The organism is Sneathiella sp. D3-11 (genome assembly GCF_055809395.1).
This window is the reverse complement of sequence record NZ_CM147911.1, coordinates 2,307,733-2,332,956: the sequence shown is the minus strand read 5'-3', so window position 1 is coordinate 2,332,956 and position 25,224 is coordinate 2,307,733. Positions and strand designations below refer to the sequence as shown.

Here is a 25,224-nt window from a genome sequence, read left to right as displayed (position 1 = left end):
TGTAGGTATTATGCCTGTTTGCGTTCGTCAAGGCCATTGACGGCCAGAATATAGTGCGTTTGGGAGAGTTATTAATGGAAATTGCCCTGATTGCGGTCATTGCGTTTCTGGCGGTTATCACGCTGGTTCTGTTCTTCAAGATGTCGAAGGCGGCAAAACTTGCGGAAACAGCCTCCACAAATAGCGAGAATTTGACCCGCCTGACCGAGAGCCTGATTAACCAGCAGGCTCAGCTCGAAGGGCAACTCAAGCAAATTTCAACGGACAGCGCCCAAAGTCGTCAGGAGATCAACCAAACCCTGAGCGAGCGCCTGGATACTGTTTCCAAACGTTTAGGAGACAGCCTTACCCAGTCAGCGGAGAAAACCGGCCAAAGCCTGACCGAACTACAGACCCGGCTCGCAGTGATCGACAAGGCGCAGAACAACCTGACGGAGCTTTCCAACCAAGTTGTCGGGCTACAGGATATTCTCGCGAATAAGCAGGCACGTGGCGCCTTCGGTGAAATTCAGCTTAATGATCTGGTGAAATCGGCTCTACCGCCGTCGGCCTATGAATTTCAGGTAACGCTTAGCAATCAGAAGCGTGCGGACTGCCTGATCAAACTTCCCAACCCTCCTGGCTCAATCGTCGTGGACGCGAAATTCCCACTAGAGAGCTATCACATGCTGAGGCAGGCCGAAACCGACAGTGATAAAGTTCTGGCATCGCGCGCCTTTACTGGCGCCATGCAGAAGCATATCGCAGATATCAGCGAGAAGTATATTCTGGAAGGAGAGACCGCCGAATCGGCGCTTCTTTTCCTGCCGTCCGAAGCTGTCTATGCGGAGCTTCATGCCAATTTCCCTGCGATACTGGAAAGATCCTACAAAGCAAGGGTCTGGATTGTCTCCCCGACAACTCTGATGGCGACCCTCAATACCGTACGTGCGGTGCTGAAGGATAGCCAGATGCGGGCACAGGCGGGGGTGATCCAGAAGGAAGTCGGGGTTTTGTTAAAGGATGTTTTGCGGCTTGATGCCCGAGTTGAGAATCTCGGAAAACATTTTTTGCAGGCCAGTAAGGATATTGAACTTATCGAAACTTCAAGCCGGAAAATCAGCAGCCGCGCGGAAAAAATTGAAGAGCTGCAACTGGGGGAGGAAGAAAGTGATCTTCTGGCCGGGCCGCCAGATCAGCCGCATCTGATGGAAGAGCGGGATTAACCCATCGAACGTCGAGATTTCAGCGCCGCCGACAAGGTTCCATCGTCAAGATAGTCAAGTTCCCCTCCAACGGGAACACCATGCGCAAGCCGCGTGACCTGAACGCCGAAATCGGAAAGACGGTCAGATAGAAAGTGAGAAGTTGTCTGGCCATCGACTGTCGCGTTGAGGGCAAGAATAACCTCAGTGATTCCCCCTTCCCCGACGCGGTGGATCAGGGGCTCCATATTAAGTTCATCCGGGCCAATCCCGTCGAGAGCGGATAGCGTGCCACCCAACACATGATAGCGCCCGCGAAACGCCTCTGAACGTTCCAGCGCCCAAAGGTCAGACACATCTTCCACCACACAAAGAAGGCTTTGATCCCGCTTAACATCCCGGCAGATATCGCAAGGATCAGTCACATCCAGAGTTCCAGCATTGACTGCAGACTTTTACATTATCTGCGGCGGCCTGCATGGCGGCGGATAATGGCGTCAATAAGCTCTCTCGCCGGCTAATAAGATAGAGCGTCGCCCGGCGCGCAGAGCGGGGACCCAGTCCCGGAAGCTTGGAGAGAAGCTGTATCAGATGTTCAATTTCGGACTGGCTCATAAGCGTATTTTACCGCCGCCCTAAAAGGGCATCTGCATACCGGGTGGCAGTTCCAATCCGCCGGTCATTTCCTTCATTTTCTCTGCAGAATAAGCCTCTACTTTGCCGCGCGCGTCCGCATGTGCGGCAATTATCAGATCTTCCATGACTTCCTTGTCTTCAGGATCGACAAGAGAAGAATCTACCTCAAGCTTGCGCATCTCGCCCTTGCAATTAAGTGTCACCTTGACCATGCCAGCTCCAGACTGGCCCATAACCTCATGATGTTCCAGTTCAGCCTGCATTTCGGCCATTTTACTTTGCATCTCTTTGGCCTGTTTCATCAGGTTGCCAAGGTTCTTCATTCGAATGTATCTCCGTCATCAATTTCGTCTTCACCGGATATGTCATCGGGAAGCATTATGTCAAGGGAGGGACCGAGGTGCCGGATCTCCCGGATTGTTGCATTGGGGAAAAGAGATTTGATATTTTGCACCATGGGATGGGCCTCCATCGCTTCAATCTCGGCCGCTTTATCGCTTTGGCGTTTCTCTGCGACGGTTGCAGTCCCTTCCGCTTGGGCGGTCATTCGCACGTCCCATTGATCGCCGGTAATTTCACGCAGACGCCTACCAAGCCGAGCGGCGAGGTCCGCTGCAGCGCCCGCTGCCGGGCTGAATTCTATCATTCCATGTTCAAACGCCACAGGTCGGACGAAGTTAAGAACCTCTCCTTTGAGCTTGATATCCTGACGATCGGTCAAGAGGTTGACCACATCCTCCATGGATTGAAGCGGTTGTTTTTCAGGCACCAACTCCACCTTAACCGGCTCACGTTCCGGCAGATCGTCATTGCGCGCAACCAGCGACAAATGCCCGCGTGGATCGATTCCCTGCTGCGGGGCCGGAGAGGCTGAAATCGCGACTGCGGCAGCGCGCCCTCCTGAGTGACCCATCGCCGGGCCGCCTTGCGGCGCAGATACCGGGCGGCTTCCATCATTTGTTGCGGAGGCTACACTGCCTTCTTTTGGGTTATCCGCAATCTGCCGCGCAAGGTCGTTCGGTGTTGGCAGTTCGCTTACATAGGCAAGTCGGACCAGAACCATCTCCGCTGCAGCGAGCGGCATCGGTGCATGGCTGACTTCGTCCAGACCTTTCAACAGCATTTGCCACGTGCGGGCGAGCACGGGCATTGAAAGCTTCTTTGCCAGTTCCTCGCCCCGCGTAATTTCGCCGCCTGCCATGGCAATATTATTGGCGGCCTCTGGCGTGACTTTAAGGGACGTCAACCAATACGTTAGTTCCAGCAAATCCTGAATAATAACCACTGGATCGGCGCCGCTGTCATATTGGTTTCGCAGGAGCGCGAGCGCGTCCTTGATATTCCCTTCCATCAAGAGACCTAGCAGATCAAGGATACGGGTCCGGTCCGCTAGGCCAAGCATATCACGTACTTGCAGCGCCGTTACTGTTCCGTCCCCATGCGCTATCGCTTGGTCAAGTAGCGACAGGCCGTCGCGCACCGACCCTTCAGCCGCGCGAGCGATCAGAGCAAGGGCATCCCCCTCAATTTCGGCCTGTTCCTTTTGGGCGATCGTCGCAAAATAAGCGGCAAGCGCATCCCCGTCGACCCGCTTCAGATCGAACCGCTGGCAACGGGACAGGACGGTAACCGGGATTTTTCGAGATCTCTGTTGTCGCGAAAATGAATTTTACATGCTCGGGCGGCTCCTCCAGCGTTTTCAGTAACGCATTGAAAGCGTTCTTGGAGAGCATATGCACTTCGTCGATGATGTAGATCTTAAACCGCGCGGCAACAGGCAGATACCGCACACCGTCAATCAATTCGCGGATATCATCCACACCGGTTCGGCTTGCCGCGTCCATTTCCAGAACATCCTGATGGCGATCCTCGGCAATGGCAACGCAGTTCTGGCACACTCCACAAGGGGTGACAGTTGCCCCCCGTTCCCGTCCGGCCCTGTACAGTTAAGGCCCCGGGCGATAATGCGCGCTGTTGTCGTCTTGCCTATCCCGCGTGTTCCCGTCAGAATAAATGCATGGGCAAGACGTCCCGCTTCCAACGCATTGGAGAGCGTTTTCACCATCGCCTCATGGCCGATCAGCTCGTCGAAGGTCGACGGTCGATATTTACGGGCCAGCACTCGATAGGGGCTATTGGATTGATCACTTGTCATGGCGCAATCATAGCAGAGAACTTCAGCTAAATACCAGTCAAAGGAACAGGATTTGTTCGCTTGCATGCAACAATGACATGGGAAAGTAGAAGACTGACAACGACCCGCACCGAAACTCGTTACGGCTGCTTCCTTCCGGATCTGACCGGGTTCGCGAGGAGCACGCCCATCGCCAGCCTTCCACCGCCTATATCATGCAGTTAACGAAGAGAAGCAAGCCCTTTTTTCCTGTTTTTTGATCCCGATCTAGAACAATCATTCAAAATATAGCGTCTTGGCGATTGCAGGAACGGATAAGTTGTGACAATCTGCCGCCCATGAAAAAACCGATTGTCTTTGCTGGCGGTGACTTCGACCGCGCGTCCCATCTGCGGACAGATCCAAATTGGATAGAACAAAAATTAAAAGATCCGAGTAGCCGGTTCCTTCCGATGCATCAGTTGAAGGCCTTGATCAGCCTGAAGGAAGGTGCGCGCATCGACTGGCGTGGATATCTGGAAGTACAGGAATTTGTTACCGCGGATGCCGCATTGATATTTTTAGGCACCGCGGAAGACATCTGTCATTTCGCAGTAGATGTGTCGGAAATTGAAAACCCCAAAAGACCGCCGAGCGAAGATTGGGGGAAATTTATTGATGTCCGTTCAGTCGCGCCGCAACTGAGTTCCGGTGAAGCCGGCGCACTGGCGCAGGCCCGCTCGATGATCGACTGGCATAATCGGCATGGTTTCTGCGCTGTTTGCGGTGCCCCCACTTATTCTCAGGAGGCCGGGTATTCGCGAAAATGTGAAGATACCACCTGCAAAGCGACGCATTTTCCGCGCACTGACCCGGTCGCAATCATGATGGTGACCCGTGGTGATAAATGCCTTCTTGGTCAGGGCATAAACTTTCCGGGTGATTTCTATTCCTGCCTCGCGGGCTTTATCGAACCGGGCGAAACGATCGAACAAGGCGTTATGCGCGAGGTGATGGAAGAATCGGCCATTAAAGTCGACAACGTCCGTTATCACCAATCACAACCCTGGCCGTTCCCCTCTTCCCTCATGATCGGCTGCTTTGCCGAAGCACTCACTGAGGAAATCACCGTGGACAAGACAGAACTCAACGACGCCAGATGGTTCAGCCGTGAAGAGGTTCGCATGATGCTGGAGCAGAGCACCAAACCGACTGGTTTACGGATAGGCGGGCCCATTGCCCTCGCCCATCAACTCGCGAAAGCCTGGATTGAGGGAAGCGAGCCCACAGCCTAACGCGAGACCGGCGAGAGCGTGAGTGGGTCGGTAATTTTGATCAGTCCTCGGAACGGCAAGATCAGCACCGCCACCATAATCAGCTTGGCCGCATAATCGCCCAGCGCCCAGGTATGCCAGGGAAGCCCTGTGCCTGCGAAGGCAAGCACGAAAAAGATCACTGTATCAACAAAAGACGCGATGACAGAAGATGCCACCGGCGCTTTCCACCAAGACTGACGCCGCAGCTTGTCAAAAATGGTAACGTCCAGCATTTGAGCGATGAAAAACGCTGAGCCGGACGCGATTGCGATGCGCGGATTTGCCAGAAGCAGCGACATGACAACGGCCACAATAAAGCCGACGAAAACGACATCACGCGCAAGCCGCACACCAAGCGTCCGGTTAGTAATGTCTGTCACCAGAAATGCAATCGGGTAAGACAGCGCCCCCCAGGTAAACCAATCATTCACCGGCATCTCAACGAGTATATTGGAGGCCGTGACAACGACAGCCATCGCGACAACACCAGCAAGCAGGAATAGTTTCTGCGCGCGACTGAGTTTTACCACGTCATGGATATAATCTTTGAGCATTTTCAATCTCGATTACAATGCACAGGCTTTCCGCCTGTAAGAGTATTAAATTTCCGACAGCTTATATTCAATCGACCCCAATGAGGCAACCGGTTTTACGTCCCGTATTGCCGACGATAGGCATTCATTGGATAAACACCGAGAATCTTCAGTTTAGCAGAGAAGAACTGCAATTCCTCAATCGCCCGAGCAACCCGTGCTTCATCGGGGTGGCCTTCGATATCGATATAGAACTGCGCCGCCTCAAAACTTGCGTCCGTAATATAGCTTTCAAGCTTTGTCACATTGATGCCGTTAGTCGCAAATCCACCCAGCGCCTTATAAAGTGCCGCCGGCTGGCTCCGTACTTGAAAGACGAAACTCATCATACAACTGCCATCTTTCGGATCGGGGTCCTGCCGCTGTCGTGACATGATAATGAACCGCGTCGTATTACCAATACGATCCTCAACCCGGTCACGCAAAACGTCCAGGCCATAGATTTCTCCCGCAAGGCTGGAAGCAATGGACGCCTGGGTCTTGTCGCCAAGCTCAGCGATCATTTTCGCAGAGCCTGCTGTATCCGCATGAATAATGGGCTCAATTCCAAGATCGCGGGTCAAACCACGACATTGGGAGAGCGCCTGCTCATGACTATGAACGGCCTTAATATCTGATAAGGTCGATCCCGGCACTCCGAGAAGCTGGTGCATAACCGGTTGGAAATGCTCCCCGATGATATAAAGCCCGGAATCGGGCAGTAGATGATGTATGTCCGCAACCCGACCACCGAGCGAATTTTCAACTGGGATCATGGCGAGCGCCGCGTCCCCATTGCGCACCATTGCCAATGCATCGGCAAAGGTATCGCAGGCAATCGCTTCCATATCCGGATAAACGTTGCTGCAGGATAAATGGCCATAAGCCCCCGGCACGCCCTGAAAGGCAATGCGGTTGTCGGGATCAATGTCTGACATTTCTAACTTCTCAATTTCTCAGGAACGAAACATGCGGCGGATACGCGCCAAATCCTCGGGAGTATCAACACCAAGCGGCACTGTGTCAACGACCGCCGCGTCGATACGCATCCCATTTTCAAGCGCTCGCAACTGCTCAAGCCGCTCTCGCTGTTCCAACGGGGCAGGCGAAAGCGTAACGAACCGCGCCAGCGCCCCCCGCCGGTAGGCATAGAGTCCGATATGATGATAATGCGGCCCGCTTCCCCAAGGTGATTTCAAACGACTGAACCAAAGAGCCCGACCGACACTCTCTCCTTCTGCCAGCGAGACAACCGCCTTGACGGCATTTTCATCTTCCAGCTCTTCCTCATCCTTGATTTCGGCAACTAGCGTTGCGATATCGACTGCGACATTTTGTAGCGGTTGAAACACGGCAGCGATCGCTGAAGGCTCAAGAGCGGGCAAGTCACCTTGCAGATTGATAATCGCGTCATAGGCTCCGTCAGGATCGAACGCCTCCACCGCCTCAAACACCCGATCCGAGCCTGACGGGTGATCGGCCCGCGTCATCAAGGCGGTTCCGCCTGCCGTGCGAATGGCCTCTGCAATCTCCTCTTCTGCGCAGGCGACAAGGACAGGGCCGATATCTGCTTCTTCCGCCCGACGCATGACCTGGACTATCATCGGCATGCCGTCAATATCGGCAAGCGGTTTTCCCGGAAGCCTGCTTGATGCCATACGGGCCGGTATGACAATGAGGGGATTTTTGGGCAAAGAGTCCATGATTATGATCCAAAACGTCTATTTTAATTAACATTGGCATATATACGTCTTGCACTCGGCATGAGAAAGCAGTTAATTTCCCCTCGCTTTTTTTTATCGCGGCTGGTAAATGTACCCGCAGGTTTGATAGCTGAGGTCAGCAATGAATACTTTCGAGTTTAATAAAATTGCCGCTGCCGTTCTGGCTGGCGTATTAATAATAATGGTCATCAATGAAATTGCCACGCTCGCAATTCACCCGACTTATCCGGAGGAACCTGCGTACGCAATTGATACAGGCGCGGTTGCATCCTCTGAAGTGGCCTCGAATGATGAAGTTGCTGGTCCGTCGCTCGGCGTACTGCTTGCCTCCGCAGATGTTGCCAAGGGCGAGAAAATATTCAAGAAATGCGGCGCATGCCACACGGTAGAAGAAGGCGGCCCAAACAAGATTGGTCCTAACCTCCACGGCATCCTTAACCGCGACAAAGGCACCCACAGCGGGTTCAGTTACTCCAGCGCCCTTATCGAAAAAGGCGGCGCGTGGGGATATGAAGATCTGGACCTCTTCCTGACAAAACCAAGCACCTACATCAAAGGCACCAAGATGTCCTTTGCCGGTGTGAAAAAGCCTGAACAGCGAGCAGATCTTATCGCCTATCTCAGAACTCTTGGTAAGAGCGACGTTCCTCTTCCACCCGCTGAATAATTGAGCTTGCGGGCATCGTGAACAAAGAATGCCCGCAAGAGTTTATTGCCCTCGCTCACCGGATGGCGGATGTCGCCGGTGAGGTTATCCGCAAATATTTCCGGCAAAAAATAGATATTATCGGCAAGGATGATAACAGTCCCGTCACCATTGCTGATCGTGATGCAGAGGCTGCCATGCGGACTCTTATTGACGCCGAATTCCCGTCACATGGTATCATCGGCGAAGAACATGGCAGTGTGCGGACAGATGCGGAATATATCTGGGTTCTCGACCCGATCGACGGCACGCTTTCCTTTATTTCCGGCAGTCCGACCTTCGGTAGCCTGATCGCGCTCACTCGCAACGGTGTGCCTATTATGGGCATTCTCGATCAACCCATATCTGGTGAAAGATGGGTTGGAGCGAATGACCGAACGACACTAAACGGCGCGATCATTACAACCCGCGCCTGCCCCGACCTCTCCAATGCGACCTTGTTCGCCTATGGTACCGAGTTGATGGAGGGGGAACACGGTCCCGCCTTTTGCCGTTTGCACGACGCGGTAAAACGTAAGCGATTTGGCTATGATTGCTACGCCTATGCTTTGCTGGCGCTTGGCTTCGTCGATATTGTCGCGGATTGCGACATGAAGCCCTATGACTATGCTGCCCTTGTCCCGATTGTCGAAAACGCTGGCGGGAAAATCACCGATTGGAAGGGCAACCCAATGACCCTCGCCAATCCGGGGTTCGTTTTGGCGTCTGGTGATCTCTCGTCACATCATCAAGCGCTTGAAATATTGGCGTAATTAAGGCGAGGCATCGGTCGCCTTTTCTACTTGATGTTATGAGGCAAACTCCCCATCTTGAATTAAAAGTTTTAGACATGCGCCGTCAAGTGAGGATATTTATGGGATTATTAAAATCAACCACCACCGCACTTCTCTTGCTGCTATTCGCCTTTCCGTCGGCCGCAGAAGACATTAAAACAATCAAAAGTCACGGGTTATCTCTGGCTGGTCCGTTAAAATACGGTCCCGATTTCAAGCATCTCGACTATGTCAACCCTGACGCCCCGAAAGGCGGCAACCTCAAACTCTCGGCGGTTGGTGGCTTCGATAATCTCAATCCGTTTATTTCCAAGGGACAGGCCGCAAACGGCCTGAACCTGACGTTCGAGACTTTGCTGACACAATCCTATGACGATCCAAGTGCGGAATATGGCCTTGTCGCCGAAAGTGTGGAAGTCGCGGAAGATCTTTCTTTTGCAATTTTTAATATGCATCCGGAAGCAAGATTCCATGATGGTTCGCCAATGACGGCGGATGACGTGATCTTCAGCCTGCAAGCAGTCAAGGAAAAGGGAACGCCCCTGTTCCGCTATTATTATGCAGATGTCGAATCGGCTGAGAAACTGAGCGATCACCGCATCAAATTTCATTTCTCCGGCCCTCCCAACCGGGAACTACCGCAAATTGTTGGCCAACTCCTGCCAATTCTTCCTAAGAAATATTTCGAATCCCATAATTTTGATGAGACAACTCTCACGCCGATCCTCGGCTCCGGCCCTTATCGCGTGAAGGATTTTGAAGCAAATCGCTTTATTACCTTTGAACGTGTGCCAGATTACTGGGGCGCAGATCTTCCGATTAATGTCGGGCGTAATAATTATGATACGATCCGCTATGATTTCTACCGGGACACGGCTGTCCTGCTGGAAGCGTTCAAGGCCGGGGAATATGATTACCGGTCGGAAAACAGTGCGAAGAACTGGGCCACCGGTTATGATTTTCCAGCTGTAAAGGCGGGTCTTGTCATTCTGGAGGAAGTTCCGAACGAACGCTCCGCCGGAATGCAGGGATATGCGTTCAACCTCCGGCGAGAGAAGTTCCAAGACCCGGCCTTGCGAGAGGCGCTTACTTATGCCTTCGATTTTGAATGGCTGAACAAGAATATCTTCTATGACCAATACAGCCGGACAAACAGCTTTTTCGAAAATTCCGTCATGGCCGCGACAGGCGAACCGACTAAAGAGGAACTCGCCATTCTGGAGCCCTATCGCGATCAATTGCCCCCTCGCGTATTTGGTCCCGCCTATAAAGCGCCGGTAACAGACGGTTCCGGGCAGGATCGGACCCCGCTTCGCACAGCAAAAAATATCCTGAAGGAAGCGGGTTACAAAGTTGAAGGCGGGAAGCTGATCGATCCAACAACAGGCAAGCCGTTGACCATCGAGTTTCTGATGTATGATCCCAACAGCCTCAGGATTACAGGCCCTCTGATCAAAAACCTGAAGAAGCTGGGCATCGATGCCTCTTCTCGCGTTGTTGACTCCGCGCAATTTACGGAACGGCTTCGCAACTACGAATTTGATGTCACCACCGCAGGTTTCGGACAATCCATCAGCCCTGGTAATGAGCAGCGAGAGTTTTGGGGCAGCGCTGCAGGTAAGCGCCCGGGAAGCCGGAATGTCATAGGAATTAACGATCCGGTAGTCGATGCGTTGATTGAAAACCTGATCGCGGCACCAACTTATGACGAATTGATCCCGGCCGTTCGCGCGCTTGATCGTGTTCTGACATGGAGTTTTTATGTTATCCCACAATTCCATGCCGCCTATGATCGCATCGCCTATTGGAACAAGTTCGGTCATACCGACATCAATCCGGGCCAAGGGCCGGATATACTGAGCTGGTGGATCGATCCGGAGAAAGAGCGGCAATTGGAAGAAGGGCTGAAGAACATACGTCAGAAACAATAATGCCATCCGCCAAACGGGAGACTTGAGATTAAAAAGCCACTTATATTGCTTTTCGCTGTCCTTCTGGGCTTTGGCTCAAATGCTGCTGCCGAGTCCCGTACAAGCTACGGATTTTCAACATTCGGCAATCTGAAATACGGTCCTGACTTTCCGCATTTTGATTATGTCAATCCTGAGGCTCCCAAGGGGGCAGGATCAAGCTCCGTGATCTGGACAGCTTCGATACGGTCAACCCATTCCTTCTTAAAGGAAAACCCGCGCTGATCAATGGCGACAAGGGAGGCGACCTCTATTTCAACTTTACACAGTTGATGACACCATCTTATGACGAGCCGGACGCGGTATACGGACTGTTGGCAAAAAGCATCGCGATGGATGAGACTCGTCAATGGGTAGAGTTCATCCTCCGCCCTGAGGCGCGCTTTCATAACGACACTCCCATCACTGCCGAAGATGTGGTGTTCACCTTCAATACTCTAAAAGAAAAAGGCCACCCAAGATACGGCATTCGTTACCGGGATATTGTCGCGGCAAAGGTTTTGGGTCCGCATAAAATCCGTTTTGAGTTTCAGAAAGGGGCGCTGACCAGGGACCTACCCTATCAGGTGGCAACCATGCCGATCCTGTCCAAAGCATCATTTGAGAACCGTGATTTTGCCGTCACAACAATGACGCCCCTTTTGGGGTCCGGCCCCTATAAGCTGGCGAAGGTGAGTCCCGGCCGCACTCTTATCTATGAAAGGGTGAAGGATCATTGGGCTGAAAACCTCCCGGTTCATAAGGGGCGGTTCAATTTTGATGTAATCCAGGTCGATTATTACCGGGACCGGACCATCGCATTGGAAGCGTTTTTCGCAGGTGAGTATGATTTCCGCGAAGAATTTACTTCCCGCTCATGGGCGACCGAATATGACACCAAACCAGCGGTCGAAAAGGGCTTTATCAAGCGCGACGTTTTGGAAGATGCCACGCTCACCGGGATGCAGGCGTTCTTCCTGAACAGCCGCCGTGCACCCTTCGATAATATCAAAGTGCGTGAGGCGTTCGGCCTGCTATTTGATTATGAATGGACTAATAAGAACCTTTTCTATGGCGCATATGATCGGCTAGGATCGGTTTTTGAAAACTCCGACATGAAGGCGATGGGACTTCCCTCCCCGGCAGAGCTTGAACTCTTGACCCCCTATAAGGACATCCTGCCGGAGGAAGTCTTCACGAAAGAATTTAAACCGCCCATAACAGACGGCTCGGGCAACATCCGCAAACAGATTAGCGCCGCTATAATGCTTTTCAAATCGGCTGGATGGACCATTCAAGACAAAAAGCTTGTAAATATAGCAGGGCAGCAAATGCAGGTCGGCTTCCTCCTTTATGAACAATCCTTCACCCGCATCATCAATCCCTATGTCGCCAATTTACGCCGTGTGGGGATTGACGCATCCGTCCGTGTGATCGACAGCGCCAGCTGGCAAAATCGGGTCCGGGAATTTGATTTCGATATCGTCGTCCGGCGTTTTCCGCAACCGCAAGTGCCGGGCGTGGAGCAGCGCGACTGGTGGGGATCGGCGTCCGCGGACGTCACCGGCGGGCTCAATATTGCAGGTGTTAAAAATCCTGCCGTTGATGCGATTATTGAAAAAATCATCGAAGCACAAACCAGCGGTGAAGTGATCACAGCCACGCGGGCACTTGATCGGGTGCTGATGTGGAATTATTATTTTATTCCGCAATGGCATAAGAACAGCCACTTTATCGCCTATTGGGACAAATTCGGCCGGCCAGAGTCGAAAAAGCCGGGTTTTGACCGTGCGGTTCTGCAAAGCTGGTGGTATGATCAGGCCAAAGCCGAAGAGCTTGCCGCCCGACAGGGTCAGTAAAGTTTAACCTGCGGACAGAGGAGTAGTCGTTGTTTGCCTATATTTTGAGACGTATCCTTCTCATGATACCGACATTATTTGGCATCATGGTTCTCAATTTTGTGGTTATCCAGTTCGCTCCCGGCGGGCCGATCGAACAAATCATCGCAGAAATTCAAGGAACGGCCGTTGGCGCCACGGCGCGCATCGGCGGCAGCGGCACAGGCGATACGGGCGGTGGCGGCAGTGCGTCCGCTGGCTTGGGATCAGAGAGCAGCTATCGCGGTGCGCAAGGGCTAGATCCGGAGTTTATCAAGGAGTTGGAGGTTCAGTTCGGCTTCGACAAACCCGCTTATGAGCGGTTCTTCTTAATGATGAAGAATTACCTGATGTTCGATTTCGGCACGAGCTATTTCCGCGATGAAACTGTCGTTAATCTGGTGATTGAAAAACTCCCCGTATCCATCTCTATCGGACTCTGGACAACACTTCTGGTTTATCTGATCTCTATTCCGCTTGGAATTGCGAAAGCGGTCCGTGATGGCACAAAATTCGACATCTGGACGAGCAGCCTGGTGATTGTCGGCAATGCGATCCCGAGTTTTCTGTTTGCCGTCGCGCTGATCGTCCTTTTCGCGGGTGGCTCCTATTTCAACTGGTTCCCGTTACGAGGCCTAACATCTGATAATTGGGAACAGCTCAGTACATTCGGCAAGATAACGGACTATCTCTGGCATATCGCTCTGCCGGTGACGGCATTGGTGATCGGCGGTTTTGCAGCCCTGACCCAGCTTACCAAAAACTCATTTCTCGACCAGATCGGCCAGCAATATGTGCTTACTGCCCGTGCGAAGGGTTTGAGTGAACGTCGCGTGCTCTACGGGCATGTTTTCCGCAACGCCATGCTGATCGTGATTGCGGGGTTCCCAAGCGCCTTTATTGGCATCCTCTTTACCGGATCTTTATTGATTGAGGTGATTTTCAGTCTCGACGGGCTTGGCCTACTCGGGTTCGAGGCGGCAATCAACCGCGACTATCCAGTGATATTTGCAACGGTCTATGTGTTCGCACTTCTCGGCCTGATCATGAATCTAGTGGGCGATTTGACCTACACCCTCGTCGACCCCCGAATTGATTTCGAAGCTAGGGAGGCATAGACCATGACCCTCTCCGCCATCAATCGGCGCCGTCTGAATAACTTTAAGGCCAATCGTCGCGGCTATTGGTCGATGATCTTTTTCGTTTTGCTGTTTGTGATTTCTTTATTCGCGGAACTGATTGCAAATGACAAACCTCTCGTTGTTTCCTACCAAGACCAGCTATATTTCCCCTTTCTCATCGCCTATCCGGAAACAGCGTTTGGTGGCGACTTTGAAACAGAAGCGGATTATCGCGACCCTTTCGTCGCCGATCTCATCAATGAAGATGGATGGCAAATCTGGCCGTTGATCCGATATAGCTACACAACGATCAATTACGATCTAACGTCCCCTGCCCCCTCACCCCCGGATGCGGAGAACTGGCTCGGAACCGATGATCAGGGCCGCGATGTGCTTGCGCGGGTGATTTATGGCTATCGTATTTCTGTTGCCTTTGGCGTGATCCTCACGATTTTCAGTTCAATCATCGGCGTTACTGCCGGGGCCGTGCAGGGATATTTCGGCGGATGGACGGACCTGATATTCCAGCGACTGCTGGAGATATGGGGTGGTATGCCGAGTCTCTATATCCTTATAATTCTCGCCGCTCTGATAGAACCAAGCTTCCTGATCCTGCTTGCGCTACTGCTTCTGTTCAGCTGGCCCAGCCTTGTTGGTGTGGTACGGGCGGAATTCCTGCGCTCTCGCAATTTCGACTATGTCCGGGCGGCACGGGCGCTTGGCGTGCGTGACAGGGTGATCATGTTCAAACATCTGTTGCCGAACTCCATGGTATCGGCGCTCACCTTCCTGCCCTTCATCCTGACGGGTTCCATTGTCAGCCTGACCTCTCTCGATTTTCTTGGCCTAGGCCTGCCGCCGGGCTCCCCTTCCCTCGGTGAACTACTAGCTCAGGGCAAAGCCAATCTACAGGCACCCTGGCTCGGCATTACGGCATTCCTGACCCTGTCAATCATGTTGACCCTTGCCTTCTTTATGCAGGAAGGCATTCGCGATGCCTTTGATCCAAGAAAGACGTTTCAGTAATGGTACTTGTTGAAATTAACGATCTATGGGTCACTTTCAAATCTGACGGCAAGGATGTGCCGGCTGTAAAAGGCGTCTCCTTCAATATCGAAAAAGGGGAGACCCTCGCCCTTGTTGGAGAAAGCGGCTCGGGCAAGTCGGTCACCGCACTCAGCATCCTGCAACTTCTGCCCTATCCCCTCGCCAAGCACCCGAAGGGGTCCATCAAGATAAACGGGGAGGAAGTTGTCGGACGACCGCAGAAAGAGATGCGAAATTTCCGGGGAAATCATGTTTCCATGATTTTTCAGGAGCCAATGACCTCCCTCAATCCGCTGCATACGATAGAAAAACAAATTAACGAGACCCTTCTCGTCCATAAGGGGATGAGCCAGAAGGAAGCCGCCGTGCGCGTGCGGGAACTTCTGGAGATGGTCGGATTGGACGCCATAGACGAACGGCTCAATGCTTATCCCCATCAGCTTTCTGGTGGTCAGCGCCAGCGCGTGATGATTGCCATGGCGCTCGCCAATGAGCCAGACTTGTTGATCGCAGACGAGCCGACCACCGCCCTCGACGTGACAATCCAAGCGCAAATACTTGAGCTCCTGATGGATTTGCAAAAAAGGCTTGGCATGGCGATTTTGCTGATCACCCATGATCTCGGCATTGTCCGGAAGATGGCAAAAGACGTGTGTGTCATGACACAGGGCGAAATTGTCGAAGCCAATAACGCGAAGGAATTATTCTCCCGTCCGCGTCATGAATATACGCAAATGCTGCTGGAGGCGGAGCCCAAGGGCCTTCCCCTTCGCAAGAATGACGCTTTGCCCGACGTGATGTCCTGCAAAAACCTAAAAGTCTATTTTCCGATCAAAAAAGGTCTGCTCAAGCGAGTTGCAGATTATGTCCGCGCAGTTGATAATATTTCTGTCAATGTAAAACAGGGACATACGGTTGGTATTGTCGGGGAAAGCGGTTCAGGCAAGTCGACATTGGGCCTTGCCATGCTTCGACTCATTTCTTCGGAAGGTGAAATTAAGTTCAATGGACAATCAATCGAGGACGCAAGCTGGAAGGATCTCCGACCGTTGCGTGCGGAAATGCAGATTGTTTTTCAGGATCCCTACTCAAGCCTTAGCCCTCGGCTTTCGGTCGGGCAGATAATTGAGGAGGGCGTGATTGTCCATGAAGGGCATGGCAACCGGCTGGAACGGCGAGATAGAATATCCGAGGTTTTGAAAGAAGTCGGCATTCCGCCAGATGCGCAGGATCGCTACCCCCATGAATTTTCGGGTGGACAGCGTCAACGGATCGCCATCGCCCGCGCGCTTATCCTCAAGCCAAAGTTTATCGTTCTGGACGAGCCGACCTCAGCGCTGGATATGTCCGTCCAGGCGCAAATTGTCGATCTGTTGCGGGACCTGCAGAATCGCCATAACCTGACCTATCTGTTCATCAGCCACGACCTTAAAGTCGTCCGCGCCATCGCCGATAGCGTCCTTGTGATGCGTGGTGGTAAAATTGTTGAACAGGGTCCTGCGGCACAAATCTTTGACAATCCTGAAACAGACTATACAAAGGCCTTGATGAAGGCGGCGTTTGATTTGGAAACGGCCTCCGCCGGTGTAGTTAACAGTTAAGGTGTCGATACAAGATACCGGAGAAGAAATATGGCCCTATTGTTTAAAAGTAATATTGATCGTGCAGACTGGTGGCGGCGTGAACTCGGTAAATATATCCCGGATCTAGACGTTCGTATCTGGCCAGATATCGGCAATCCGGATGAAATCAAATACGCACTTTGCTGGAAAATGCCCCACGGGGAATTGGCAAAATTGAAAAATTTACAAGCAGTGTATTCCCTTGGCGCCGGTGTCGATCATTTGCTGGCTGATCCTGATTTTCCGCGCCATCTGCCCTTTTCTCGGACTGTTGATCCAAACCTGACCGGCCGGATGACCGAGTATGTTGTCCAACATGTTCTTAATCACCACCGCTTCTGCCACGCTTATGACGCGCAGCAGCGTGACCATGTCTGGAAAGAACATTTTGCACCGTTCGCCAGTGATCGGAAAGTTGGTATACTCGGGATGGGAGAGCTTGGTGGCGGCGCGGCAGAAGCGCTCAGCTTCCTAAAATTTGATGTCGCAGGCTGGAGTCGGTCAGAAAAGAAACTAGACGGAGTAGAGAGCTTCTTTGGTGACGACCAACTCGATGCCTTCCTTGCCCGTACAGAGATTCTGGTCTGTCTACTTCCTCTAACACCACAGACCAAAGACATCCTGAATGCCGACCTGTTTGCTAAACTGCCGAAGGGTGCAGGCATTATCAATGCGGGGCGCGGCCCTCATCTCTTGGAAGAAGACCTGATTCCAGCACTCGATAGCGGTCAGCTCTCTGCCGCAACCCTTGATGTGTTTCACGTGGAACCTATGGCGGAGGATCACCCTTTCTGGGATCATCCGAAAATCCGCATCACGCCGCATGTCGCGAGTATTTCAGACCCGGCAAGCGTCGCGAAGCTGGTTGCCGAAAATATCATCCGCACGGATAAAGGCGAAGATCTGCTCCATGCCGTGGACGTTGAAAAAGGATACTAAGAAATGACTGATCAAGGTCGGAGATAAGGAATGAGCATTGAATTTCTTCTCACGACCCTGATCGTTACCATCGCGCCAGGAACCGGCGTTCTTTACACCTTGGCAGTCGGCCTGACAGATGGCGCCAAGGCAGGTATCGCGGCAGCGTTTGGCTGCACCCTCGGTATTTTACCCAGTATCTTGGCCTGCATGTTTGGTGTTGCAGCACTCCTCCATACGAGTGCGCTGGCCTTTCAAATTCTGAAATACGCCGGTGTTGCATACCTGCTCTATCTCGCCTGGCAAACCATAAAGAATTCCGAAAGTCTGGACGTGACGATTAAAGAGAAAAACGCCGATTATTGGCGGATTGCCCGCAAAGGCACACTGATTAATATCCTGAATCCAAAGCTGACGATTTTCTTTCTCGCCTTCCTGCCTCAGTTTATCCCGGCATCAGCCAGCAATCCAAGTTTGATCATCGCCGTGCATGGCGCAGTATTCATGGTCATTACTTTTGTAGTATTTGTGCTTTACGGCCTTTTCGCGTCGAAAATACGTCGCTATTTACAGAGTACGCCCAAGGTCGTTCGCGGGATACAGTACGGCATTGCAGCAACATTTGCGGGACTCGGGTTGAAGCTGGCACTTACCGATCGATAAAACTCACGACTTACCGTAGCGTTCCTTGATCAGAGCGAACAGCGCGCGCATAGCAAAAGCCTCCCCGCCGACAGGGCGACCGGGACGGCTTCTTACATTATAAGCCATAACATCGAAATGAACCCAGCTCTTGGCTTTCTCAACAAACTCTTTGAGGAAAAGTCCTGCGGTAATCGCACCCCCGTACCCGCCAGCGCCTGCATTATTCATATCTGCAAACTTGCTGTCGATCAAATGCCGATAGTCATCCCATAGTGGCAGCCGCCAGACCGGATCTTTTTCCTTTTCGCTATGGTTGGCTATATCCGCAAAAAGCGCATCGTCATCCGTGAAAGTCGCGGCAATTTCAGTTCCAACTGCAACTCTTGCAGCCCCCGTCAGCGTCGCCATATCGATCAGGAGATCGGGTTCCTCTTCATCGGCGGCGGCAAGTGCATCGGCGAGTATAAGCCGTCCTTCCGCATCCGTGTTACCAATTTCTACGGTTTTACCCTTTCGGCTGATCAGGATATCGCCGGGGTGGAAAGCATTTCCGGAAATGGAGTTTTCAACTGCTGGAATTATTACGCGCAACCGTATGGGCAGGTTTGCGTCCATAATCATATGCGCAAGACCCAGCACTGTTGCCGCGCCACCCATATCCTTCTTCATCATCAGCATACCGGCCGCTGATTTGATATCGAGACCGCCGGTGTCAAAACAAACACCCTTACCAACCAAGGTTACTTTCGGCGCATCTTTATCGCCCCAGTTTATGTCAATCAGGCGCGGTGCGTCCGCCGCCGCGCGCCCAACGGCATGAACCATGGGAAAATGATAGGTGAGCAAATCTTCACCGACGATATTTTCTTGTTCAGCCTCAAACTCTCCGGCGACTTGTGATGCCGCGGCCTCAAGCGCGGAGGGACCGAGATCTCCGGCGGGTAGGTTGACCAGATCACGCACCAGAGTAACGGCCTTGACCGTACGCGCGACCATGTCTTTATCCGCCCCATCCGGCAGCATCAGCGTCGCATATTTCTTATCGTCTTTTTTATACCGGTCGAACGAATAGGTGCCGAGAGACCAGCCGATGGCAACGTCCGTCGCTTCTTTGTCTGTAAATTCTGCTGTGACGGCATAGGTTCCCTTCGGGAGCGTTGACGGCAAATCCGCGAGTGACCAGATATTCCAGTCGCCATCTTTTACATAGATAACCGCCTCGATATCGCCTGCGGCCCCTGGCAACAGCAGCGTCTTACCTCCAACGGCCTCATAATCTTGAGAGTCAATCCAACCTTTATGAAAGTCAGATTGCGCCGTAAGCCATTCAGCGAAATTTTCTTTCTCGACAATGATTATCGGCTTGGGGTCGGAATTGGACGTTGCGGCGACAAATGGTATCACAATGCTCTCCTGATGATTTTAGGCGACCTTATCAAAGCCGTATTCGGGCGACAACATCTATCGCGTCGCGCCAGTCAAAGAGCATACAAAAGACCCCCGCGTCATCCTAGTCAGTAATAATACCTATTTCCTTATAATAGCGTTCTGCTCCGGGATGTAGCGGTGTTGAAACTCCCTTAAGGGCCGTATCGAGATGTATCAGCAAACCCTTCGCATGTCCGCGGTCAAGAAGATGTCGGTTTTTCGAATGCCAAAGTGCACGAGAAATTTCATAGACCAGGTCTTCCGATACATTCTCATTCACGATCCATTGGGTGCTGACGGCAAGGGTTGGTACGCTCTCAATATCCCGATACGTACCGGCTGGAATCTGGGAAACCGAGTAATAACCATGATCGGCGACAAACTTATCCGCAATTTCCCCATTGATGGGCAATAATTCAATTTTTTCAACATCGGCAAGCTCCGACACCGCCGTAACCGGATACCCGGCGACCAGAAAAAACGCGTCCAACTTATCCGTTTTCATCAGGGTGACGGATTTATCCGGATTGGCAGAAACAGCATCAATATCTTTTACCGAAAGACCATACGCCTTCAAAATTTCCTTGGCATTTTCACGGGTTCCCGAGCCCGGCACGTCAATCGACACACGTTTTCCTTTTAAGTCCTTCACGCTTTTTATGTCAGCGCCGCGACGGACAACAAGGTGAACATCCTCGGGATACAGATTAGCAATCACCCGAAGAGAGGTGACAGGTTCTTTCTCACTATAAACACCAGTGCCATTATATGCGGCGGCAACTGTATCCGACTGGGCAAGTGCAGTATCAAAATAGCCTCTTGTGACACCATAAATATTGTCCACGGACCCATGAGTCGTCTGTGCCGTTGCAATCAGGCCCGGAACGCCACAGGAACCTCCGTCTTCACACCCCCGGCTTCCCGGCGGGTTGGAGATAACTGAAGCCAGTAGTGTTCCAATGGGGTAATATGTTCCGGCAGTGGACCCCGTCCCAATGCGCAGGAAGTAGACATTCTGGGCAAGGGCACTTCCAACATAAAGCATCATCAGCGTCAAACTGAACCCTATCACGGTCGCGCGTTTTATAGACTTTACGTTTATAATGATCCCATCCTCCTGACATTCCGATATCACCACCCTATTATTAATAATAGGGTGGTGTCGGGCAGAACAAAGTAAGATTTATCAAAATGTGTGACTAATTTCGCCGTGGGCCCGACAGGCATCGACTTCCGAACGTTTCCGGGTATCGCTCACCTTCGCGGACACCTCCCGTATATCAAAGGCCAGCCCCGCAGTTTGGTGAAGTTCCCCGCAGGCCTTGTGAATTGCATAAGGAATTTGTGACAATAACTCACGGTCGTTGTCTTTAAGCAATGCATTCTCCTTAACGATAGAATTCATAATATCTCCCAATGCCTGACACAAAGAGATGACATGCACATGATCAGTTCCCTCAACACTGTCTATCAGCGCACTATTTCTCTGCTGCATGACACTAATCACGTCCTTGCGGTCTCCAAAGCTATCGGACGAACCGGAGAGCAAAATAACGGCGGAGGAAAGACGCATCAATTGTTCTGAATAAGTTGAAATCTTGCGTTCTCTCACGACCTTCATCGCGCGTTTAATCGCTTCCGGTGTAGCGGCAAGCTCGGGTCGGTTCTCAACTTTCGCCTGTAGCGAATTCGGGACAATCATTGTTGGAACGTTCGATCTGCTTCTCAAGACATTGCGCCGATCTGGACCGAAGTAATCCGCCGTCACAACAAAGGGTTTGCGCGTCTCAACCAACCGCTTTAATCGCGAGAATATCTGCGTGCGGGACATTGGCCGGGTTATCAGGTCATCCGCGCCAGCATTAATTATCTCGCCAACCATGTTGGATTCCGAATTCCACAAAAACAGAATGACATTGATAAAAGGATCAAGTCCCATTTTGTGATTACGGATTTCCCGAATGACTTGGTGTATGCCCGCACCAGCATCGGCTGTGTCCGCGAGGATGAGGTCATATTCCTCACGTTCCGCCAGCGCTGTAAATTGATAAAGGTCGGAGCAGGCTATAACCTCACCAAATCCGAGGTTAAGAAGGGCGCTTCTTGTGTTTTGGCGCAATGATGGTTCCGGATCGAAAAGAAGCGCTGTTGCCGCCTTAAAACGGGGATCCAACATCAGGGAAGTATATCGTTAAACCCGGGAATAAGTTCCTGAAGTTTTTCCTGTATCTTTTTTGGGTCTTCAGAAAACTGCAACCCAATTTTATTGCCACGCCGCCACACCAAATCGCAGCGAATGGCCCCCAGTTGTGACGCCTGCAAAAGAAGGTTGTTCTTTTCGAAGAATAGACCGTCGACATCAATTCTCGCACCGTTAGCCGATATGTCCTTGATGATGCCGCTAACTTCGCGCTCTTCTTCATGAAGGCAAGCGTGCCCTCGCTCCGCGCGGATGGTCGCGGGCCATGTTACATCTGCACGCCGGAAACGGCGATCCGCTGCAGTGCCCGATTTCTTATGATCACACTCCACCTCAAGAGATCTCAACATTTTCTTGATGTCTTTGGCAATGATCATCTTGCTTCTCTGTAACCTGCTGGCTGAATTCTGTGCTGGAACTACCCTGCTCCTTGAACCAAGGTCCAGTTAATCAAGAAATTGTTAATACTTCGCAAACTATTAGATAGAATCTTACCAATCACTGCATTTGGCCTGAGTGGCCGCATATGATTCCTGCGTATCGATAACGTCGTTCGCTTCCATTCGTACTACATTGAATTCATCAATGAGAGGGTCCAACTCAAGCAGTAACCGGTTCGCAATCGATTTCCCGGCTGTTTTCGGGCTCTTTGTATAGAAGGGGCGGATGCTCGCCGCGCGCTCCGTCAGTTCACGTTTTATTTTCGGCACATAATCGGCAATGACCCGTTCGTTGATACGGACGTGCTCAAGTTCATGCGCCATGATGGCCTTATAGGCACAGGTTCCCTTTTTATACTTTCGATCAATATAGATACTGGTTTTCTGAGCTCCGAATTTAAGCGATACACGATCAAGGCGTAAACAATATTTACCGGATTTCACACGTTTGTACTTCGTCGCTGCGCCGAGTCTGGGCGTGATAAAAGAGTAAGTCAGACCAAGTAAACTGGCATGGCGCGTGGACTTCGCATACCCGCTTTTCTTGGCTACCATCTCTATTTGATTAGAAGATTTTCCATGATCAAGAGCGGGCTTCGTATTAACAATCTCAATTGCTATCTGGGGCTCCTCCCAACTGGCGAGGCATTCTTTATCCGTGTTTGCCCAAGCCACATTGTTAACCGCGAGAATTATCGGAATGGCGGTTAAGAGCGAGCATAAAGTTGAGCGAAAAAATCGGATTAGATTTTTCAAGCGTCCTCCTCCTTTAAAATGCCTCTAACCAAACATCGCATTGATTTCGTCCTGATCCAGTGTGCCTTCATCCTCCATGCCGTCTTCGGATGGACCTTGCGTATTCACATTGCAAATATGACCGTTGATGATTGCGCCCGCCTGTTCGATAAGTTCTCGGATAACGGCGCACTGCCGCTCTGCCATCCCCCTCGTTGCAACGTCTTCCATATTGTCCACTAAACTTAAGTTAGTCTGCATTTCCTGGATTTCTTCATCTAACCTCATTGTGATTGCTGCAAATGGTGCTTTATATTCCGTTGGGGAAAACGCATAAGCCTCGATCGCCAACTCTTTGTCAGCTATCCCGCTGAAACGAAAATGATCTTCATACGTAACGGGCAGCCAATCTATCAAGTCATCCAACATGTCCGGCATATCAATCACCAATTCGGCCAGCATCAAGGCTTCATTAAAATGATTGAGATAATCCGTCGCCAATAAGGTGACATCATTTACGTTTGTATTGCGGGCGCGGGCGCGATACGCCGCACTGGGCGCTTGTCTCAATACTCATACTAAGTCGCGTTTCACCTTCTCCATTGATACTAATGTCGGGATCAAATGATGAACTAAACAGTAATTTAATTAAGGAAGTGTTTGCATAAGCAAACCCGCAAGTTTCCGCACATCACGTTCAAATAGCGATATTAATCGAGGAGCGCGGTCTCCGCGGCATGAGTCGCGCCTTGATCATCCGCCGGAAAATCATGGATAAACAGGGCAGCGGAAAGAAGCAGAATCAACATGAAGACAGCGGATGAGAGCAGAAAATTTGAATAACAGATCTTAACGGAAAGCGCCTTGTTCATATCCCTAAACATCATCCCCATGTCACCCCCTTTTTGCCGCGTTCCGGAGGAACGCCCTGTTGAAGGAAAAGTATAAGGATTTGATCCGTCCATAACCAGCGCTTTAGTTGCTGTTAGTTTATTTTATGCACTTTTTAAGACGCATATTAATAAGTGTTCAACATCGTATTAATTCGACCACAAGATATAGTCGATCCTCTACCGTTTAGACCCAATGCCGCTAAGCCTTTAAATTGCCGAAAGCACAAATCCCATCATTGCGGGGCGAATCGACGGGCAAGCGAACGCACCAACTCAACAAAAAGAGCTGTATGAAGTCTTCCTAAGTAATTCTTGAAGTTTCCTGCTAGATGATTTCGTGAAACCTTTTAAGCAGATCTATCAAAGTCTGATGATCTTTCGTCCCCAGACCAGAAATCACTTTTGCTTCAATTTCCCGCACTTTACTCTCGAGTTCAGCCAATTCCCGCTCCCCCTTCTTCGTCAGACGAACAGCATAGGCCCTCTTGTCCCCCTTGACAGGCGCGCGCAGGATCAGCCCTTCGTCCTCGAATTTATTGAGAATGGGAACAAGAGACGAGCGATCAAGGCCCGCGGCTTCCGCGATTGCGCTCTGAGTGCGGCCGGGGTTTTCATTGATGATCGCCATGACAGAGTATTGTCCCGTCATTAACTTTTTACCGGCGACCGTTGCGAACGTACTCTGTGCCCGCAAGATAGCCTTACGCATATGAAAGCCGACGACCTCATCGAGTGCCGTCGTACGAATTGCATCCAAAACTTTCTTGCTGTTTTTGGCTTTATCATGAGCCATTGCGCTGTCTCAGGCCCCTTCTACATACTTGAGCAAACAACCAGTCTGCCTAATAGCTTCTTATAGCCATAGAAGCCCGTGTAGCACAAGAGAACGCGACGTTATTCCAGTGTCTGGTAGAAGTGGTTGAGTCCGGCTTCCGCGCATTCCATGTCCTGTGCAGGCGTTCCTGAACTGAGGCCAATCCCACCGACTACTTCATCATTTACAAAAACCGGCAAGCCGCCACCAACAGAGGAAATACGCCCCCCTACTTCCGTATGAATGCCGAATGCCAGGCTGCCCGGCACGTTTACCGCGTTATAGTCGTGGGTTGCCTTGCGGGCAGCCGCCGCGGTAAAGGCTTTGTCGGCGGAGATCGTAATGCTTGTCACCTTTCCTCCATCCATGCGTTCAAATGCGATCAAATTACCGCTTTCATCCACTATGGAAATACACATCGGCACACCAATCTCTGTGGCCTTTTCCCGCGCACCCTGAATAAGGATAAGTGCTTCCGCGTGGGACAATCGCTTTACTGTGAGCATGCCGC

Annotated in this window: 27 protein-coding genes, 1 other RNA gene and 1 pseudogene; 11 read left to right on the top strand and 18 right to left on the bottom strand. The window is 51.5% G+C overall.

Annotation, left to right across the window (positions count from 1 at the left end; genetic code table 11):
* Positions 1-74: 74 nt before the first annotated feature.
* Positions 75-1,205, top strand: a complete 1,131-nt coding sequence (locus AC0L73_RS11905) for a DNA recombination protein RmuC (RefSeq protein WP_227948003.1) — start codon at positions 75-77, stop codon at positions 1,203-1,205.
* Here AC0L73_RS11905 and recR read toward each other — a convergent pair.
* The 6 genes and pseudogenes from recR to ffs all read right to left on the bottom strand — a co-directional run bounded on the left by recR (position 1,202) and on the right by ffs (position 4,156).
* Positions 1,202-1,799 (bottom strand): annotated as a pseudogene (gene recR / locus AC0L73_RS11900) (recombination mediator RecR). The gene AC0L73_RS11905 and the pseudogene recR overlap by 4 nt on opposite strands.
* A gap of 20 nt (positions 1,800-1,819) precedes the next feature.
* On the bottom strand, positions 1,820-2,143 hold the full coding sequence (locus tag AC0L73_RS11895; protein WP_227948005.1) for a YbaB/EbfC family nucleoid-associated protein: 324 nt from the start codon (positions 2,141-2,143) through the stop codon (positions 1,820-1,822).
* Positions 2,140-3,300, bottom strand: a complete 1,161-nt coding sequence (locus AC0L73_RS11890; protein ID WP_473653833.1) for a hypothetical protein — start codon at positions 3,298-3,300, stop codon at positions 2,140-2,142. Before AC0L73_RS11890 ends, AC0L73_RS11895 begins: the two co-directional genes overlap by 4 nt.
* A 43-nt stretch (positions 3,301-3,343) precedes the next feature.
* Positions 3,344-3,718 (bottom strand): hypothetical protein, encoded by a 375-nt coding sequence (locus tag AC0L73_RS11885; protein WP_473653832.1) that lies wholly within the window; start codon positions 3,716-3,718, stop codon positions 3,344-3,346.
* A complete protein-coding gene (locus tag AC0L73_RS11880; protein ID WP_473653831.1) occupies positions 3,619-3,975 on the bottom strand; it encodes a hypothetical protein in 357 nt (118 codons plus the stop codon). The genes AC0L73_RS11885 and AC0L73_RS11880 overlap by 100 nt, the downstream gene beginning before the upstream one ends.
* Positions 3,976-4,060: 85 nt before the next feature.
* Positions 4,061-4,156: signal recognition particle sRNA small type (ffs, locus tag AC0L73_RS11875), an RNA gene on the bottom strand.
* Positions 4,157-4,292: 136 nt separating this feature from the next.
* On the opposite strand from ffs, the gene nudC reads away from it, so the two are divergent.
* On the top strand, positions 4,293-5,228 hold the full coding sequence (gene nudC / locus AC0L73_RS11870) for an NAD(+) diphosphatase (RefSeq protein WP_227948007.1): 936 nt from the start codon (positions 4,293-4,295) through the stop codon (positions 5,226-5,228).
* Here the strand turns inward: nudC and AC0L73_RS11865 are convergent.
* The 3 genes from AC0L73_RS11865 to AC0L73_RS11855 all read right to left on the bottom strand — a co-directional run bounded on the left by AC0L73_RS11865 (position 5,225) and on the right by AC0L73_RS11855 (position 7,524).
* Positions 5,225-5,803 carry a queuosine precursor transporter gene (locus AC0L73_RS11865; protein ID WP_227948008.1) on the bottom strand — a complete coding sequence of 193 codons (579 nt, stop codon included), beginning with the start codon at positions 5,801-5,803 and terminating at the stop codon, positions 5,225-5,227. The genes nudC and AC0L73_RS11865 overlap by 4 nt on opposite strands.
* Positions 5,804-5,898: 95 nt before the next feature.
* Positions 5,899-6,759 (bottom strand): prephenate dehydratase, encoded by an 861-nt coding sequence (locus AC0L73_RS11860; protein ID WP_473653830.1) that lies wholly within the window; start codon positions 6,757-6,759, stop codon positions 5,899-5,901.
* A gap of 18 nt (positions 6,760-6,777) precedes the next feature.
* Positions 6,778-7,524: a 3-deoxy-manno-octulosonate cytidylyltransferase gene (locus tag AC0L73_RS11855; RefSeq protein ID WP_227948010.1), complete on the bottom strand. Its 747-nt coding sequence runs from the start codon at positions 7,522-7,524 to the stop codon at positions 6,778-6,780.
* A gap of 142 nt (positions 7,525-7,666) precedes the next feature.
* Here AC0L73_RS11855 and AC0L73_RS11850 point away from each other — a divergent pair, with 142 nt between their 5' ends.
* The 9 genes from AC0L73_RS11850 (at position 7,667) to AC0L73_RS11810 (ending at position 18,221) form a co-directional block, all read left to right on the top strand.
* On the top strand, positions 7,667-8,212 hold the full coding sequence (locus AC0L73_RS11850) for a c-type cytochrome (RefSeq protein ID WP_473653829.1): 546 nt from the start codon (positions 7,667-7,669) through the stop codon (positions 8,210-8,212).
* Positions 8,213-8,229: 17 nt separating this feature from the next.
* A complete protein-coding gene (hisN, locus tag AC0L73_RS11845) occupies positions 8,230-9,003 on the top strand; it encodes a histidinol-phosphatase (protein ID WP_473653828.1) in 774 nt (257 codons plus the stop codon).
* Between the two features lie 101 nt (positions 9,004-9,104).
* Positions 9,105-10,955, top strand: a complete 1,851-nt coding sequence (locus tag AC0L73_RS11840) for an extracellular solute-binding protein (protein WP_473653827.1) — start codon at positions 9,105-9,107, stop codon at positions 10,953-10,955.
* A gap of 311 nt (positions 10,956-11,266) precedes the next feature.
* Entirely contained in the window at positions 11,267-12,832 is a 1,566-nt protein-coding gene (locus AC0L73_RS11835; protein WP_473653826.1) for an extracellular solute-binding protein, read from the top strand.
* Positions 12,833-12,861: 29 nt separating this feature from the next.
* Positions 12,862-13,968 carry a microcin C ABC transporter permease YejB gene (locus tag AC0L73_RS11830; RefSeq protein WP_227948015.1) on the top strand — a complete coding sequence of 369 codons (1,107 nt, stop codon included), beginning with the start codon at positions 12,862-12,864 and terminating at the stop codon, positions 13,966-13,968.
* A gap of 3 nt (positions 13,969-13,971) precedes the next feature.
* Positions 13,972-14,997, top strand: coding sequence for an ABC transporter permease (locus tag AC0L73_RS11825; RefSeq protein ID WP_227948016.1), 1,026 nt, complete (start codon positions 13,972-13,974; stop codon positions 14,995-14,997).
* Positions 14,997-16,619, top strand: coding sequence for an ABC transporter ATP-binding protein (locus AC0L73_RS11820; protein WP_473653825.1), 1,623 nt, complete (start codon positions 14,997-14,999; stop codon positions 16,617-16,619). The genes AC0L73_RS11825 and AC0L73_RS11820 overlap by 1 nt, the downstream gene beginning before the upstream one ends.
* 30 nt (positions 16,620-16,649) lie before the next feature.
* Positions 16,650-17,579 (top strand): 2-hydroxyacid dehydrogenase, encoded by a 930-nt coding sequence (locus AC0L73_RS11815; RefSeq protein ID WP_473653824.1) that lies wholly within the window; start codon positions 16,650-16,652, stop codon positions 17,577-17,579.
* Positions 17,580-17,609: 30 nt separating this feature from the next.
* Complete coding sequence (locus AC0L73_RS11810) at positions 17,610-18,221, top strand: LysE family translocator (protein WP_473653823.1); 612 nt, start codon at positions 17,610-17,612, stop codon at positions 18,219-18,221.
* A 3-nt stretch (positions 18,222-18,224) separates the two neighbouring features.
* On the opposite strand, the gene AC0L73_RS11805 is transcribed toward AC0L73_RS11810, so the two are convergent.
* From AC0L73_RS11805 to AC0L73_RS11765, 9 genes are all read right to left on the bottom strand, one after another.
* The gene (locus AC0L73_RS11805; RefSeq protein ID WP_227948020.1) at positions 18,225-19,607 is read right to left on the bottom strand and encodes a leucyl aminopeptidase family protein; all 1,383 of its coding nucleotides are present in this window, start codon (positions 19,605-19,607) and stop codon (positions 18,225-18,227) included.
* Between the two features lie 106 nt (positions 19,608-19,713).
* A complete protein-coding gene (locus AC0L73_RS11800; protein ID WP_227948021.1) occupies positions 19,714-20,679 on the bottom strand; it encodes a TAXI family TRAP transporter solute-binding subunit in 966 nt (321 codons plus the stop codon).
* 138 nt (positions 20,680-20,817) lie between these two features.
* Positions 20,818-21,807 (bottom strand): response regulator, encoded by a 990-nt coding sequence (locus AC0L73_RS11795; RefSeq protein WP_473653822.1) that lies wholly within the window; start codon positions 21,805-21,807, stop codon positions 20,818-20,820.
* Positions 21,807-22,208: a PilZ domain-containing protein gene (locus AC0L73_RS11790; RefSeq protein WP_473653821.1), complete on the bottom strand. Its 402-nt coding sequence runs from the start codon at positions 22,206-22,208 to the stop codon at positions 21,807-21,809. The genes AC0L73_RS11795 and AC0L73_RS11790 overlap by 1 nt, the downstream gene beginning before the upstream one ends.
* A 114-nt stretch (positions 22,209-22,322) precedes the next feature.
* Entirely contained in the window at positions 22,323-23,027 is a 705-nt protein-coding gene (locus tag AC0L73_RS11785) for a hypothetical protein (RefSeq protein ID WP_473653820.1), read from the bottom strand.
* A 24-nt stretch (positions 23,028-23,051) separates the two neighbouring features.
* Positions 23,052-23,576 (bottom strand): hypothetical protein, encoded by a 525-nt coding sequence (locus AC0L73_RS11780; RefSeq protein WP_473653819.1) that lies wholly within the window; start codon positions 23,574-23,576, stop codon positions 23,052-23,054.
* Positions 23,577-23,716: 140 nt separating this feature from the next.
* Positions 23,717-23,893, bottom strand: coding sequence for a hypothetical protein (locus AC0L73_RS11775; RefSeq protein WP_473653818.1), 177 nt, complete (start codon positions 23,891-23,893; stop codon positions 23,717-23,719).
* 331 nt (positions 23,894-24,224) lie between these two features.
* Positions 24,225-24,692 carry a MarR family winged helix-turn-helix transcriptional regulator gene (locus AC0L73_RS11770; RefSeq protein ID WP_227948027.1) on the bottom strand — a complete coding sequence of 156 codons (468 nt, stop codon included), beginning with the start codon at positions 24,690-24,692 and terminating at the stop codon, positions 24,225-24,227.
* Positions 24,693-24,793: 101 nt separating this feature from the next.
* The gene (locus AC0L73_RS11765; protein WP_227948028.1) at positions 24,794-25,219 is read right to left on the bottom strand and encodes a GlcG/HbpS family heme-binding protein; all 426 of its coding nucleotides are present in this window, start codon (positions 25,217-25,219) and stop codon (positions 24,794-24,796) included.
* Positions 25,220-25,224 lie beyond the last annotated feature (5 nt).